This window comes from Psychrobacter sp. 1044 (assembly GCF_904846525.1).
Classification (GTDB): Bacteria; Pseudomonadota; Gammaproteobacteria; order Pseudomonadales; family Moraxellaceae; genus Psychrobacter.
The window spans coordinates 18,621-34,129 of record NZ_CAJHAZ010000003.1 but is presented as its reverse complement, the minus strand read 5'-3'; the positions used below and the strand labels follow the sequence as shown (position 1 = coordinate 34,129).

Annotated in this window: 15 protein-coding genes; 10 read left to right on the top strand and 5 right to left on the bottom strand. The window is 43.5% G+C overall.

The genetic code is table 11. The features are described 5' to 3' along the window. Positions 1-305 precede the first annotated feature (305 nt). Positions 306-827 (bottom strand): IS630 family transposase, encoded by a 522-nt coding sequence (locus JMX82_RS02690; protein WP_265089306.1) that lies wholly within the window; start codon positions 825-827, stop codon positions 306-308. Continuing rightward, positions 811-1,149 (bottom strand): IS630 transposase-related protein, encoded by a 339-nt coding sequence (locus tag JMX82_RS14210; RefSeq protein ID WP_227676266.1) that lies wholly within the window; start codon positions 1,147-1,149, stop codon positions 811-813. Before JMX82_RS14210 ends, JMX82_RS02690 begins: the two co-directional genes overlap by 17 nt. 353 nt (positions 1,150-1,502) lie before the next feature. Here JMX82_RS14210 and recN point away from each other — a divergent pair, with 353 nt between their 5' ends. The 7 genes from recN (at position 1,503) to xerD (ending at position 7,774) form a co-directional block, all read left to right on the top strand. Beyond that, positions 1,503-3,182, top strand: coding sequence for a DNA repair protein RecN (gene recN, locus JMX82_RS02685; protein ID WP_201539381.1), 1,680 nt, complete (start codon positions 1,503-1,505; stop codon positions 3,180-3,182). Positions 3,183-3,329: 147 nt separating this feature from the next. Then, positions 3,330-3,893 (top strand): YqgE/AlgH family protein, encoded by a 564-nt coding sequence (locus JMX82_RS02680; RefSeq protein WP_045443003.1) that lies wholly within the window; start codon positions 3,330-3,332, stop codon positions 3,891-3,893. A 108-nt stretch (positions 3,894-4,001) separates the two neighbouring features. Further along, on the top strand, positions 4,002-4,529 hold the full coding sequence (gene ruvX, locus JMX82_RS02675) for a Holliday junction resolvase RuvX (protein ID WP_201539494.1): 528 nt from the start codon (positions 4,002-4,004) through the stop codon (positions 4,527-4,529). A gap of 92 nt (positions 4,530-4,621) precedes the next feature. Further along, the gene (locus JMX82_RS02670) at positions 4,622-5,101 is read left to right on the top strand and encodes a hypothetical protein (protein ID WP_201539380.1); all 480 of its coding nucleotides are present in this window, start codon (positions 4,622-4,624) and stop codon (positions 5,099-5,101) included. Between the two features lie 60 nt (positions 5,102-5,161). Then, positions 5,162-5,488 carry a sulfurtransferase TusA gene (gene tusA, locus JMX82_RS02665; protein WP_201539379.1) on the top strand — a complete coding sequence of 109 codons (327 nt, stop codon included), beginning with the start codon at positions 5,162-5,164 and terminating at the stop codon, positions 5,486-5,488. Positions 5,489-5,608: 120 nt separating this feature from the next. Continuing rightward, positions 5,609-6,811 carry a methyltransferase gene (locus JMX82_RS02660; protein ID WP_201539378.1) on the top strand — a complete coding sequence of 401 codons (1,203 nt, stop codon included), beginning with the start codon at positions 5,609-5,611 and terminating at the stop codon, positions 6,809-6,811. 24 nt (positions 6,812-6,835) lie between these two features. After that, positions 6,836-7,774: a site-specific tyrosine recombinase XerD gene (gene xerD / locus JMX82_RS02655; RefSeq protein ID WP_201539377.1), complete on the top strand. Its 939-nt coding sequence runs from the start codon at positions 6,836-6,838 to the stop codon at positions 7,772-7,774. Here xerD and JMX82_RS02650 read toward each other — a convergent pair. Then, positions 7,771-9,027 carry an ImmA/IrrE family metallo-endopeptidase gene (locus tag JMX82_RS02650; protein WP_201539376.1) on the bottom strand — a complete coding sequence of 419 codons (1,257 nt, stop codon included), beginning with the start codon at positions 9,025-9,027 and terminating at the stop codon, positions 7,771-7,773. The two genes, xerD and JMX82_RS02650, sit on opposite strands and share 4 nt — an antisense overlap. A gap of 193 nt (positions 9,028-9,220) precedes the next feature. Between JMX82_RS02650 and JMX82_RS02645 the strand changes: the two genes are divergently transcribed. Then, positions 9,221-9,829 carry a class I SAM-dependent methyltransferase gene (locus tag JMX82_RS02645; protein ID WP_201539375.1) on the top strand — a complete coding sequence of 203 codons (609 nt, stop codon included), beginning with the start codon at positions 9,221-9,223 and terminating at the stop codon, positions 9,827-9,829. A 94-nt stretch (positions 9,830-9,923) separates the two neighbouring features. Here JMX82_RS02645 and lptG read toward each other — a convergent pair whose 3' ends face one another. Further along, the gene (gene lptG, locus JMX82_RS02640) at positions 9,924-11,150 is read right to left on the bottom strand and encodes an LPS export ABC transporter permease LptG (protein ID WP_060490161.1); all 1,227 of its coding nucleotides are present in this window, start codon (positions 11,148-11,150) and stop codon (positions 9,924-9,926) included. Continuing rightward, positions 11,150-12,445 carry an LPS export ABC transporter permease LptF gene (locus JMX82_RS02635; protein ID WP_201539374.1) on the bottom strand — a complete coding sequence of 432 codons (1,296 nt, stop codon included), beginning with the start codon at positions 12,443-12,445 and terminating at the stop codon, positions 11,150-11,152. Before JMX82_RS02635 ends, lptG begins: the two co-directional genes overlap by 1 nt. Positions 12,446-13,012: 567 nt before the next feature. Between JMX82_RS02635 and JMX82_RS02630 the strand changes: the two genes are divergently transcribed. Continuing rightward, positions 13,013-13,630 (top strand): cysteine hydrolase family protein, encoded by a 618-nt coding sequence (locus JMX82_RS02630; protein WP_201539373.1) that lies wholly within the window; start codon positions 13,013-13,015, stop codon positions 13,628-13,630. 190 nt (positions 13,631-13,820) lie between these two features. After that, positions 13,821-15,500, top strand: coding sequence for a leucyl aminopeptidase (locus JMX82_RS02625; protein ID WP_201539372.1), 1,680 nt, complete (start codon positions 13,821-13,823; stop codon positions 15,498-15,500). The last annotated feature ends 9 nt before the right edge of the window (positions 15,501-15,509 follow it).

Here is a 15,509-nt window from a genome sequence, read left to right as displayed (position 1 = left end):
CCACAGGTTCTATGAAAATACTTTAGAATAATGACCGAGTGGCATACTCTTCCAACTATACGCCTATCATTTTACAAAATTATGACTCGTTATCGTGTATTACACTGCACCAATCTAATCAGAAGAGTTTATCATTATGTGAGATTATGCTACCACATTATATCTATAAAGTTTGTTAAAGCGACTAGGAAAATGCTGTTTGATGCGAATCCTAAACTTAGTTACTCACCTTTTTTTGAGTCAACACCTGATCACTACAATTGGGCTATTTTTATAAGTTTAATCCGCAACCATGCTTAGTATAGTCAGTCCAAAATAAAACTGGAACAGCCCATATCATAAAATAGTTCAGGTAGATTATTCTCCATCCACCCTTGTCGTAGGAACTTAGCTTGTGCCCATTTTTTCTCAATGGGATTTAGATCAGGACTGTAGGGTGGCAGCGATAAAATACGATGGCCGTGCCTGTTCAGTAGTTTTTGAATACGCGTGCTCTTATGAAAGCGGGCATTATCCATAACGATCACGCATTTGGTCTTGAGACTTGGAATTAGCGTGAACTTGCACCAGTCATAAAATATATGGCTGTTGATATTTTGTTCAAAGTAATCAAGCGCAAATAGCATCTTTTTATACAAAGCACCGATGACATTAGTACGCTTTTTTGCTTGCCAGTTGTAGCTGTCGATACAGGGTTTGCCTCTCGGTGAGTATCCGTAGGGTCTGATAGTTTCAGCTTCAAAACCGCTTTCATCCATATAAACGATGGGATAGCCTTGAGTCATATAATCATTTAAATGATTGAGATACTTAGCTCTTTTTATCAAACAGGCTTTTGGATGTTCTAAGGTCTTTTTTTTGACTGATACCAAGACGTTTTAATGCGGCTTCTATACCTGATTTACTACAGCCTAAACGCCGTGCTCGCTCGTACATATAATCGTCTGGATGCTGCTCAATATCTTTCAATAAGGCTTGATTTGATATTTTAGTCGGTGCTTTATTTCTGGTGGTTTTAGGAGCTAAGCTCTGCTGCCAGCTGTGAATCGAGCTTGTGCTAAGCTGATAAAAGTTAGCTGCTTCTCGAATGGTCATGCCGTCTTTAATGCTACGCAGTACTTGTTTGCGATAGTCGATTGAATAGGTCATCGTTTATTTCACTAAATGCAATTATTAATAGGATTGTATCGGTTTTATCTAAGATTGACTATATACAGCCATCATTTTGACAGGCTTAATCATCTTAATGATTGATATTGTGAATATTATGATGATGACTCATAGCCAGTTTTTGACAGTTTTATGGTAATCTTCCAATAATAAAATCTATTATACATCACTTGAAAGTTTGTATTTAAGCGCGTTTAACACCATACTATTTGCCTATAATATTTATCTCATTAACACGGTTAAATGAATAATTTCATTCCCTTATCTACCCTATTTTATATATGGCTTCTTAAGATGTATATGAAGTCTATTGTCTGTCATGAGAGGCGTTGATGCTAGTATCATTAACTTTACATCAGTTTGCGTTGATCGCTCGGCATGAGCTGAGTGTGGCTGAAGGCTTCAATGTCATCACTGGTGAGACCGGTGCTGGCAAGTCATTATTATTGGATGCGCTGTCTTTATGTGTTGGTGAGCGCGCAGACAGTGCGATGGTCAGACACGGGGCGGCGCAAGCCGATATTTATGCGCAGTTTGACGTAGAAAACAATACCGTCATCGCTGAGTGGTTCGCTAAAAATGATCGACCATTAGAAGAACCCGAAGTCCTCATTCGTCGTCAGCTCAGCAATACCGGACGCTCAAAAGCTTGGTTGAATGGCACGCCAGTCAGTTTGGCTGAACTGAAAAACCTCGGTACGTTACTGGTTAATATTCATAGCCAACATGCTCAGCAAGCGCTCCTCAAGCCGCAGTTTGTGGTGCAATGGCTCGATGAGATGGCACAAATCACGCCATTAGCCATACAAACTGCCAGTAGCTATCAATCTTACCAGCAGCTCAAACGCCGTGCTGACGATATTGCGAGCCGTGAGGCTCAGCGCCAAGACCGTATTCAACTATTGCAAAGCCAACTTGCTGATATTGCGCCGTTATTGGCGGTTGATTATGCAGAAGTTGAAGCAGAGCACGAAGAGCTGTCTAATATCGAAGCCCTCATGATAGAGGCCAGTCATGGCTTGCATCTGCTCGACAATGACACGGATGAGCCAGATGTGATGACCTTGCTTGGGCAGGCGATTAAGCTTTGTGATAACCAAATGAGTGTCAGTCAAACCTTTGAGCAAGCCTCCGAGCAACTACATTTAGCACAGCAACAAATCACTGAAGTGACAGGATTACTATCAGATTATGCAGAGCAACAGCTGCCTGATCCTGAGCGCTTGCAGACACTAGACAGTCTTATCAGCTTAGGACATCGCTTATCACGTAAACATAGCTTACCAACGAGCGACTTAATCGATGAAGCAAAGGGCTGGGAAGCGCAATTAGAGCAGCTAGAAAACGAGCCAAGCAGTGATGTGATGGCAGCGCAAATTGAACAGGCTTGGCAAGACTATCTTGCATTCGCCACTCAGTTAAATAAAGAGCGCTCGAAAGCCGCGCCGATCGTCAGCAAACAATTAATGCAGCAACTACAACCGCTTGCGCTACCCAATGCCCGCTGCGAGTTTGTCTTTACCAAGAAGATCGAGCCGAGCCACTATAATGCACAAGGTTGCTATGATATTGATTTATTATTTAGCGCCAATGTCGGTATGCCGATGCAGCCGCTACATAAGATTGCCTCAGGCGGTGAGCTGTCACGAATGGCACTGGTGATGCAAGTACTGCAAGCGACCAATGCCGATAATAATGCCGCAAAACCTATGCTGGTATTTGATGAAGTCGATGTCGGTATCAGTGGCGGTACGGCGCAAGTGGTCGGTGAGCTACTGCGCGCACTTGGGCAGACGCAGCAGCTACTGGCCATTACTCACCAAGCACAAGTCGCGGCGCAAGCGCATCAACATATCCTAGTACAAAAACATCATGACGAGCAGACCGAAAGCGAGCTATTAATACTGACTGATAGTGCGCAAGTCGACGAGCTGGCACGCATGTCTGGCGGTGTGATCATCACTGACGTCACTCGCGACCATGCACGTAGTTTATTGACCGATGTGAAATAAAAGCTTGGTCATTCATCAACCAGTTGTGCAGCGCTGTGTCTCATCACTGCTAAATATTTGCTTTGGTTGATTTTCACCTCAGTATCGCCATATAGTGGTGTGTCATTTCTGTTATTTTACCTTCAATATTAGGGTGCGTTTGTCTCTATGTCTAAAGCCAATTTGACCCATCATTTTTTAATCGCGGCACCAGAACTGTCAGACCCAAGGTTTGAGCAGGCGCTGATCTATATTTGCCGTCATGATAAACATGGCGCACTCGGTCTGATGGTCAATCGTCCATTAGAGCAGGCACGTGTGGGCAAACTGCTAGAAGATTTAGACATTGAGGTGACGGATGCGCAAGTGATGGAAGATGTGGCATTAGAGGGTGGCCCGATGTATCCAGAGGTTGGCTTTGTGCTGCATACGGGTCAACCAGAATGGGCATCGTCTTTTGCAATCTCAGAAAACGTCTGTATTACCACCAGTCAAGATATCCTTAAGCGTATCGCCGCAGGTCAAGGCGTTGGTCACTATCAGCTGTGCTTGGGTCATGCCAGCTGGGGTAAAAAACAGCTCGATCAAGAACTTAATAATGGCGATTGGCTGGTCTGTCCTGCTGACCTGAATTTATTGTTTGATACGCCATTCGAAGAACGCTGGCAAATTGCCGCGGATAAGATTGGGGTGAACTTTGATTACCTTAGTAGTGATATTGGTCATGCTTAATGATTGGTTATGATTGTTAAATTATCCATTTAAACTAAAGCTGCATTTAAATTAAAGCCGTTAAGCTAAATGAATCACGCCCAATAGAAATAGGAAGTATGCATAATGATGGTAGAGTCTGATACGAGCATTAAAATCGAAACTGCTGACACTACTGTGGCGGAACCCGCTATTAAGCCTCATCTTATTTTGGCGCTCGATTACGGGGTAAAAAAGATGGGTATGGCGCTGGGTAATACCATTACCGAGACTGCGCGTGCCTTTGATATTTTAGCGATGAATAATGGTCAGCCTGATTGGGACAATCTGCTCGGTATTATCAAAGTCTGGGGCGTGGCAAAAGTGGTGGTTGGGTTGCCACTTAATATGGATGGCAGCAGCTCAATGCTGTCTAAGCGTGCGCACAAATTCGCTCGTCGTCTAGCACATAGAGTCATAGAACAGCATCTACCAGTGGTCGTGAGCCTGTGTGATGAGCGCCTAACCTCAGTGGCAGCGCGTGAGATCGCGTGGGATAATGGTTGGATTAAGCATGAACGCGACCCAATTGACGACATCTCTGCCTGCATTTTGATGTCGACTTATTTCGCTGACCCCAGTAGCAGTATCGCCATCGACGCTATCAAAGCCGATTAAATCAGCGATAAACCTGCTGTTAAAGCACTCTTAATTAAAACACTGCCAATTCTGACATATCGTCACTCTACACGGATAAATACCTGATTATTATGACCACTGTCTCAGACCACTCCCTGCAAAACAAATCGCAACATGGTTTTACGCCGCTTGCCATCGCCCGTATCAAAGGCGCACAGCGAGCGAATCAAATAGCGATTTATCTCATTTATGCCGCTATTCTCGCCTTTATGGTCTTTGGCACCATTGCCAGTATCAAAGCCTTTCATGACAATCAACTGCTTTATCAACTTTTCTATAACTTGCCTTATGCCTTGGTTGCGCTTACGATTCCTATTACTATTTATGATGCGCTGGTGATTTATCGTTATCGCTTAAACCAAGCGTCGATGATTGCCATGAGCATTGGCGTATCGACCATCATATTGGTTGGTGGCTTATTATTCGCTGATACCGCCTGGTTAGGCTTATCTTGTTGGCTAGGTGTGGCGTTTTTATTTAAAGTGAGCTTTAAGCGCTTTTTTAATTTTCTAGAAGCAGAAAAAGACACTGAAACCGCTGAAGAAACGTAAAGCATACTTATAAATGACGCAAAAAACTTTTACCTTATACTATCGATTTAAATGACTACTATGAGCACTTCTACCACGCAAACGACGATCAATCATCATTTAGATACTCAAGGGCTGATTTGCCCTGAGCCAGTCATGATGCTACATCGAACCATCCGTAACGCTGATGCTGGCGAGGTGATTGAAATACTCGCCACCGACCCAGCCACCACTCGTGACATTCCTAATTTTTGTCGTCATTTGGGACATGAGCTTGTGCAGCAAGAAACGCTTGCTGAAAATGTAAATTTAAACGTCGATCCCGATGAAATAATGGTCGCTGGCGATGAGGATGCACCAATCAGCGCCACACTTTATCGTTATCTGGTTAAGAAAAAAAGCGCTTAAATGCACTCAAGTGACCGCAGCAAAGCATTGATCACAGCAGAACATTGACAGCGCAATAAATAATATAAAGGTATCTTTGCATTTTAAGCGAAGTATCTTTCACAAAAGGTAGGCTACTACGTGTTACAAACAGAAAAGCAGTATGTACAATGGCAAGAAAACGAAACGCTACATAATGCTCTTTGGTTGTCTGAAAGCAATCATATGCCGCCTGCGCGCATTGTGTTGGTCGATGATACAACGACCGCAGATGACGCTTATCGCTTAGCTTGCGAAGGTAGCTCACTGCTGTGGCGCGGTGATTTTCATAATGCACGCCAGTTGCTACAAGCGCTCGGTCGTCGCATAGATCGTACCAATGAGCGCTCTGAGCTGCGTAAAGCAAAAAAAGCGGCTAAGTCTATAACAGAATCTGATTCAGTCAGCTCTAAAGAAATACCTAATTTATTTCATCAACAGCGCCAACTGCAAGCGCAGCGTTCGCGCATATTAAGCCGTTTGCTATTAGAGCTTGATGCCAACTATGTCAGCCAACTACGCCGCGCGCCCGATGTCAGTGCAGCCTGTACAGCAGCTTTTGGCCCTTTAGATAAGGCGATGGATGAGTCTTGCGTGCTGTCGTTTCGTGACTTGCAAGGCGCACTTGGTGCGGCAGGATGGCGCGAAAAAGGTGTCCCAATAGACAGCTTAGGGCTATCAATTTTCCCGCATTATGGCGTCTTTGCACCAACCCGTCATGAGTATGTACAGCTATTGCTCGATGCACCGCTACCAGCAAGCCATGATGTCGCCTATGACATCGGTACCGGCACGGGATTGCTGGCTATTATCTTAGCGCAGCGCGGTGTTTCGCAAGTGATAGCAACGGATTTAAACCCACGTGCTTTGGCCTGTGCCAACGAGAACTTTACACGCTTAGAATTACCTGCCGTACAATTGCAGCAAGCCGATTTATATCCGACTGATGCACCACTCGCCAACCTGATTGTCTGCAATCCGCCTTGGTTACCTGCTAAGCCAAGCTCGTCTCTTGAGTACGCCGTCTATGATGCCAAGAGCGCGATGCTGCGTGGGGTGTTGCAAGGTGCCAAACAGCACTTAGCTGAGCACGGCGAGCTTTGGTTGATAATGTCGGACTTGGCAGAGCACCTGCAACTGCGCACCCGTGATGAGTTACTAAGCTTGTTTGCCGATGCTGGATTGGCAGTAAAATATCGTCTGGACACCCAACCTAAGCATGGTCGCAGCCAAGATGATACGGACCCGCTACATATCGCGCGCAGTGCTGAAGTCACTTCATTATGGTGCTTAACGCTTATCTAACATTTAACCATCGAGTACTGAGTTATGAGTCGTGATCGTGCCGTGCAACAGCGCCAACCTAAGGCGCTGGCAGTAGATGACGAACCCAGTTATATCACTGAGTTTCGTCAAGCCATGCTGGCACGTGGTCTAGCAACGCGTACTCGTAATGCTTATGTCCGCGACCTGCGCTCTTGCGAGCTGACCAATCCTATCGCCCTGACCCGCTGGCAGCCTGATGACGTGCTGCACTGCTTATCAACCCTGACTCAAGACGGCAAAACGCCACGCACCCAAGCACGTATGCTTTCAAGCTTGCGTCAGTTTTATCTGTGGATGATTGCCAGTAATCTGCGTGAAGACAATCCTTGCGAGCGTATCAAAAGCCCCAAGCTCGGACGACCGTTACCAAAAGACTTAGCCGAAGCTGATGTCGATAATTTGCTTGCCGTACCCGATACCAGCACCGCGCTCGGACTGCGTGACAAAGCCATGCTAGAGGTACTATATGCGTGCGGGCTGCGTGTGAGCGAGTTGATTAATCTCTCATTAGAGCAAGTAAATCTAAACGCTGGCTGGCTGCAAATCACAGGTAAAGGCAATAAAACAAGACTGGTGCCACTCGGCGAATATGCAAACGATGCGCTGGAAGATTATCTAACGCATGCTCGTGGTGATTTGATTGCACATTTGAAATCAGGAAATTGCCAAGCGGTATTTTTGACGGCGCAAGGTGGCTATATGACACGGCAGAACTTTTGGTATTTGCTCAAGAAATACGCCAAAGTCGCTAGTATCGATAAAGAGCTATCACCGCATACCCTGCGTCACGCTTTTGCCACGCATCTACTGAATCATGGCGCGGACTTGCGTAGTGTGCAGTTATTACTTGGACATAGCGATTTATCAACCACACAGATCTATACCCATGTGGCGACAGCGAGGTTGCAGAAATTGCATGCTGAGCATCATCCGAGAGGTTAGATTACTTTCAATCTTTCGTCATGAAGTAGACCAAAACCTATTAATCTAATTTTAATAACACTTTTTGAAACATCAAAGTAACGAGCCAGCTTGCTAACAACATTATTAGCTATCATCTTATTTTCGGCCTGGTTATCTAAATAAATCCAGAACACACCTCTTCTTTTTAATCCTAACTCAGAATATATCTTTAAAAATGCTTTTGCTAATTGCTCACTAGGAACCAATAAACAGCTTGCTAAGTAATTCGCTTGAAACTCAAGCTTTGCAACCATAGAATTATCTAAAACCTGTATACTAGCTAAGTCATGTTCTTCAAATGAATCTTTATCCAAATATTGACTGTGTCCTAATAGGATATGCGATAATTCATGTGCAAGAGTGAATCTATCTCTTTTGTCATCTTCAATTTCTTTTTTGTATATAAAAATTTCATTACTTTTAAAATCAACTCTACCGAGTAGGATCTTCTCATGTACAGAGGGAATAACGTCTTTATATAATTTTACGCTCTTTAATACCTCGTAAGATAGTAAGTCAGATAGACAAACAACGCCATCTAGGTACTCAATTTTTGTAAGTATTTCTTTAGCTATATTCTCCAGAGTATCTTTAGAAAAATATACTACTTGAGACTTAGAGCATTCGTCCTTTTGTCCAGTGATGTCTCTTAAATAATCCTTAAAACTACTAAACCATCTATTTTCAGAATAAAAGAACCACTTAGAATTGTAATAATTTGGTTGGTCGCTATGTACAAATATGTCCTTTGAGCTAAGAGCTTGATTGATACCATACTTTTCAAAACTTCTATTTAATACCCATTTCAGTCCATCGCTTTCGTTTATTTTAATGAGTCCTACATTTCTCTCTAAAGCTACATTAAATGCCGATTTTGCTAAATTAGAGCTAATCGCCATTATAGGTTTTAAATTATAGCTAAAATTACCTTCACTTAAATCTCTGACATCTTGTAAGAACTTATTGACCTGATCAACACCAACTGCTCCTTTATAGTCCTTACACTCAATCAGTATTAGAGATGAATAGTTTGGAATTTTTTCATCCTGATATACCTCAATAGCAATGTCAAACTCTATATCATTTTTCCTAAACCTTGAATAATACTTCTTCTTTTTGAAAACTTTCATATGGTTTTTAGGGTTTATAAATGTATTAAAACTTTCTATTTCTTCCATAAGAAGTGTTAGCACTTTATCTTCAAAATTATCGCCTTTTTCTGTTGTATTCATAATAATCTCATAGGCTATATCTCTATCAACCAATCTTACACTACAAAATCAGTATATAGCCTAGGTTTTTGGTCTATCGAATCAATAGCATGCTGCAAACCTACCTTTTTCTCGTTACAATACCCATCATAATGTGTACGCTGTTTTATTCCATCGCGTACCACCTTTTACTTATCTATTATCCGAGAATCTCATGAGCCATAGACCACCTGCCGACCTATTAAAAAACGCCCAACATTGGCGCGAAGACATTAATTTTCGCCAAGACGTACTGGGTAAGCCATTTGATTTTGCGACCACGTGGGGCATTTTTTCACCGCAAAAGCTCGATGACGGTAGCTTGATGCTGCTTGATTATATTGATTTTGAAGCGGATGATGACTCGATCGATTTGGGCTGTGGCTATGGCGTACTTGGTATGACGGCAGCGCGTGAGTGTCCAAACGGTCTGCATACGTTGATTGATAAAGACTTTATGGCAGTCGAATATGCACGCCTGAATTGTGAGAAAAACGGTCTAAACAATGTCGATGTGCATTTATCAAATGGCTTTAATCACGTGGCAAAAGACAAAGACTTTAGCTTGGTGATGTCAAACTTGCCAGCCAAAGTAGGTAAAGAGCAGCATTATTTATATTTCCTCGATGCCTATGCGCGTATGCGTAAGGGCGGCCGTTTTTATGTGGTGACAATCAATGGCCTACGTCAGTTTATGAAGCGCTCGTTTACCGAAGTGTTTGGTAATAGTGAAAAGATCAAACAAGGTAAGACCTATACGATTACCATGGCGACGAAAGACTAAGCTTTAAAAGCTTATGTATTAAAAGCTGCGTAAACAAAAAGCCCGCTAAATCGTCATGATCTAGCGGGCTTTTTTTATGGCTAAATTTCTAAAATTACATCTGCCGTTTGAGCAAATAGCCACCCAATATCGCACTGGCGATAATCGGTAATATCACCATTAATAATGGCGAAAATCCAGTCGCCAATGAGACAAAGCCAACCAAGTCTTGCACATAACTAAACAGCAAGCCAAACAATAATGCTACGACGATACGCAAGCCTAAGCTATGCGTCCGCAGTGAGCCAAAGACGAATGAGCAGGCAACAATCACCAGCGATAAAATCGATAGCGGTGAGAGCAGTTTTTGCCAAAAAGCCAGCTCATGACTTAACGAGCGTGTGCCTTGTTGGCGCATAAATTGACGATGCTCATACAGCTGAGTCAATGATAAATCCTCTGCCTTACGGGTAAGCAGATATACCGATTCAGGGGCAAAGGGCAGGCTTAAGGTATCTGACGGTGAGATGGCTTGGCTACTCTCAAAGCCTTGGTTAATCATCAGCTTGGTCATGTTGTTCAGCTGCCACTCATAGCGATATTGCTCGCTCGGTTTGCTGCTGGCAGGATTAACAGGTTCACGACCAATATATTTACCACCCTCAGCGTGAATGGCCGTTTGCAGATTGCCATTATTGTCTAAATGCCAGCGTTTAACTTCACCGATATTGCCTTGCACATCAGCATAATCGATATACAAAATATCGCTACCATCTGGCTTGGCACTGCCGTCTTTTGTACTCTCAAAGCGTGGCTGCAACGTCCAATAACCGCGTACCGATGTGACCAATGAACTGCTGTCTTCGTCGTTGATTTCTTTTGCCAATTGATTAGAGTGCGGCAGCACGAACTGATTGATAATCAATGCGAGCAACACAAAAATCAAAGCAGGCTGCAATACCCAACCGACGATACGATAAACGCTGACGCCAGCGGCACGCATCACGACCAGCTCACTTTTATTGGCAAGCAAGCCCAAGCCGACCACTGCACCTAGCAATGCGCCAGTGGGAATAAATTGCTCTAAAAAATAAGGCGAGCGATAAAAAATATACTTAATCGCCTCGCCCATCGTATAGCTATCATCTAACGAATCCAGCTCAGACAAATAAGAGAATACCAGCTGTAATGCCCACAAGCCTATGACAGCTCCGACGATTGCGAGCAAAGCGTTCAGCTTGACGTAACGGCTCAGCACTTTTAGTTTGGCAGGTTTGCGAGCGTACTTAGCATGAGCGTTTTGCGAGTCAGGATTAGATGGTTTAGAAGATAAGACACTCATTAGGACTGCCCTCCTTGTGAGCCACTGCTCTGATGATCGGCAACCGTTAAAGGCGTGTTCTTCGGTTTGCGAAAGCGTAGTCGATGCTGCACACGGCTGCCCCAATTCATATAAAGCGCCAATGCCATAAACCCTAAAATGAGCCAAGCATATGCCCAAACGCTCACACTGCCTTTGCTAACAGCATTTTTGAGTGAAATAATACCCAGCGCACAACTGACAAACAATAAAATAGAAGGGAATAGGCGCAACCAGCGACCTTGACGCGGACGTACTTGCGCCAGTGGTACAGCGAGCATTGGTGCAATGATCATCAACCACGGCAATGCCAAACGATAGCCAAGCTCACTTTGTGCCACACGCAGCGAGTTGCCACTACTTGCTGTACCACCCGTCGCGGCTTGCCATAATGGTCCAATCGCTTGCGTTTCGATATTATCTTCGGTGATGACTTCTTTTGAGGATTCTGTCAAAGTAATGCGGTAACGATCAAAGCCCACTTGATTGTATTTCAGACTGCCAGCACCGACTTCATAACGCCGCCCTTGGAACAAGTCCAATTGGGTCACACCGCTATTACCCGTGTCTACTTGCTCGGCACGCTTAGCCAACGTAATAGTATCTTTGCTGATGTTGGTATTATTAGTAATCGCAGTTGGCATATTTGGCATGTCTGAAATATTTAATTGCTCAGCTGTTTCGGGATCGATGGTGTTTTTAACATCGACGGCAGTCTCTTTGGCAGTGTTATTTTTAGCGGCACTGCCCTTTTTTTCAGGCTCAGATTGAATCAATATCACATCTTGCAATTGCTTTTTATCATCACTCAAGCTGCCCACATACAAATGATAATTGCCACTACTAATAAATTCATTGGGACGAATTAAATCAAAAGCACTGGTCAATACCTGCTGTTGCCAGACACTTTCCGATGAGCGTACGCCCCACGGTTTACCAACGATAGATAAAGCCGCTTCCCCAACGAACAATGCCAATATTAAAGGCGTCATCAAACGGGCAAGTTTACCACGCGACACCCCACTGGCATTAATCACTGCCATTTCTTGATCGACATACAGCCGCCCGAATACCAGCATTAGAGCGATAAAAAATGCTAATGGCAGGATAAGCTCTAAAAAGTACGGCAAATTATAACCAATGATGGTAAATAACAAGCTGATATCTAGATTGCCTTCTGCGGCAATCCCAAAGTAACGGATCAAACGACCGCCCAGCATCATCACCACTAAAAACCCCAAGACCAATGCGGTCGTTGAGGCAACTTGTTGAGTCATATAGCGGCGTAATATCACAATGGGCACTCTTTTAAAAAGGTTGATAGTCGCACGATTTATCGCAGCTTTATTGGCAAACACTGACAATTATGGATCGCTCTAAATACAATAGCGGATACCGATAACTGGACAATAGAAATACAAGACCGTGCTGCTCAATCAGATACTTAAACAGCCCTAAAAGCAACGGCAAAAGATATGAAAATATCTGCGAGACGGATTAGCGACATGCTGTAAAAATTAGCGATAAAGATAACCGCTAATCCTAGCATATTTTGCTCAAAAATGGCTGTGAAATGTGTTCGCAAACATTGCGTCCATCTTGCTATAACGCTGTATGGCTCACTAATAATAGATAAGATATAAAAAGGATAACGAGCATTTAACTCATTAGTTTGTCTTATCTAAGAAGCCTTTTTATTAAGTCTTTGCACGATATTTTTACTTGATGTCATTTGGAAACCTTTGTGTGTCATTCGTATCACTGCCCTCGCACCATTAGGATTACTTGTTAAACTGAGAAAACTAAAAATTCCTAATTAGCTCGCCAAATGGAGAATACTACTGATGAATACTCTTACATCTACGCCCTCTACTTTACTTGAACTTGCTGGCGGTCAATTTGATATGCTCGATTGGTCAAATTGCGCCGTGGTTTTTATTGACTATCAAAACGAATATGTCGATGGTGCGATGCCATTGGGGCAAGCTGGTACGAACGCCATTACAAATGCGCGTCTATTGCTAGATAAAGCTCGTAAACAGAACGTCCCTATCTTTCATATCGCCCATCACGGCGCAGATAATGGCAACGTTTTTGATCCTTTATCATCTAACGTCGAGATTATCGCTGAATTACAACCAAAGGATGGCGAAACCTTCATCGTCAAAAAAAATCCCAATGCGTTTCATGATACCCAGCTGCAAGCACTTATTTCAGCTGCACAAAAACAACAGATTATTTTTGCAGGCTTTATGAGTCATATGTGTGTTAGCTCAAGCGTGAGAGCTGCCTTTAATTTAGGCTTTGACAGTTTTGTTTGCCATGATGCTTGTGCCACTCGCGACCTGCCTGACTATAAAAAAGAGAAAATCAGCGCTGATACCATGCATGCTACCGCGATGGCAGCACTGCAAGATAGATTTGCCGCTTTAGTAGCAACCGATGAGTTAGTTAATAGCTAATAAGCGGTTCGAACCCATGACCTAAACCTTGCTCACTGCGCACTCACCTCGCAATATGCTACACTATTGCGATTGCTTGATTGGCCAAACAATCTGATAATTTAACAGGTATCAGCAATTAAAAAAATCTGCCATTTTCATAGCGTTAACGTCATAACTATAATGTCATAACCCCAATAAGGATAAATATATGAATATTAAATTAACCCAAACACTGCCAAAAACTCATACGCAAAAAATCCTCAAAAAAGAAGCGAAAAGTAAAGACGCGGCCTGCCTTGTCGTCTTAATTGATGATCAAAAAAACATCTTAGCTGAGTCAGTCTTGAGCGATTATCAAACCCGTATTGAGCAATTGATTGAAGTATCGCACTTTAACGGCAAAGCTTGCGAAACCGTCGCTGATTATGCGCTAGCGGGTGATAAGAAAACCACCAAAGAAAATCCAGTACAGCTATTATTGGTCGGTGTGGGTAATGTTGATAAATTGCGTCATAGCGTTCTAGAGAAAATTGCTAAGACCATTTATAAGAGCACCCAAAAACGCGTCGACTCTATCACTGTAGCGCTGGGCGATAGCTTAGAAGAAAACCAATTTAGTCAATTTGCGCTGAGCCTACTGGCAGCAAGCTATCGTTTTGACAAGTACAAATCTGAGCAGCAAACGCCTGTTTTAACGGATATCTACTTATTGGCAGAGTCGTCTTTAAAAGATTCGTTAGACTTTGCACAAGCGGTCTTTACTGGTCAAAGCTTGACCCGTGATGTCGCCAATGAGCCGGGTAATATCTGTTTCCCAGCGTATATGGCTGAGCAAGCACAGGAATTGGCAGCCACTTATCCTGACCTCTTAAAAGTAACGGTACTTGGCGAAGACGAGATGTCAGCACTGGGTATGAACTGCTTCTTATCGGTCGCGCAAGGCTCAACCAAAGAAGGTAAGTTGGTACTCATGGAGTATCGCGGCAAGTCTAATTTTAGCGTCAATACTGATGGTGATACTAACAAAACCATTACCAACAGCGCAAAAGTAGCTGGCGGTCTCAAAGCCTTGGCTGATAAATTACCAACCAAAGCTGCTAGCAAAAAAGCCGCTAAAAATGCTGAACAGAATAGCGAAGACAATGCCCAAAGTGCACACGATAATGCCCCTATCGTGCTTGTTGGTAAAGGCGTGACCTTCGATTCAGGTGGTATCTCAATCAAACCGGGTGCGGCGATGGATGAGATGAAATTTGATATGGGTGGCTCTGCTGCGGTACTCGGTACCCTAAAAGCATTATGTGAAGCGCGTCTGCCGATTAATGTCGTCGGTGCACTAGCTTGTGCTGAAAATATGCCATCAGGAGAGGCAACGCGCCCTGGCGATATCATCATAGCAATGAATGGTAAGTCCGTTGAAATTCTAAATACCGATGCTGAAGGTCGTTTGGTATTGTGCGATACCTTATGCTACGTGCAGAAGTATTATCAGCCAAAAGCCATCATTGATGTCGCAACCTTGACTGGTGCTTGTGTGGTCGCGTTGGGTCATGTACGCTCGGCAGTCTTTAGTAATGACGAAGATGTGTTGTTTGACTTAGAAAATGCCAGTAACCTATCAGGCGATCTAATCTGGCACATGCCAATGGATGACGAATATCAAGCGCAGATTGACTCGCCTATTGCTGATATTCAAAATATCGGTGGTAAAGGTGCTGGCGCTGTGACTGCTGCCTGTTTCTTATCGCGCTTCATCGAAGAAGGTCAAGCATGGGCGCATTTAGACATCGCTGGTACGGCATGGATTTCAGGTCAAGACAAAGCCGCGACTGGTCGTCCTGTGCCATTATTCATGCAATACCTAAAAAATAGTGCAAATATGGCATAATCTATTGAT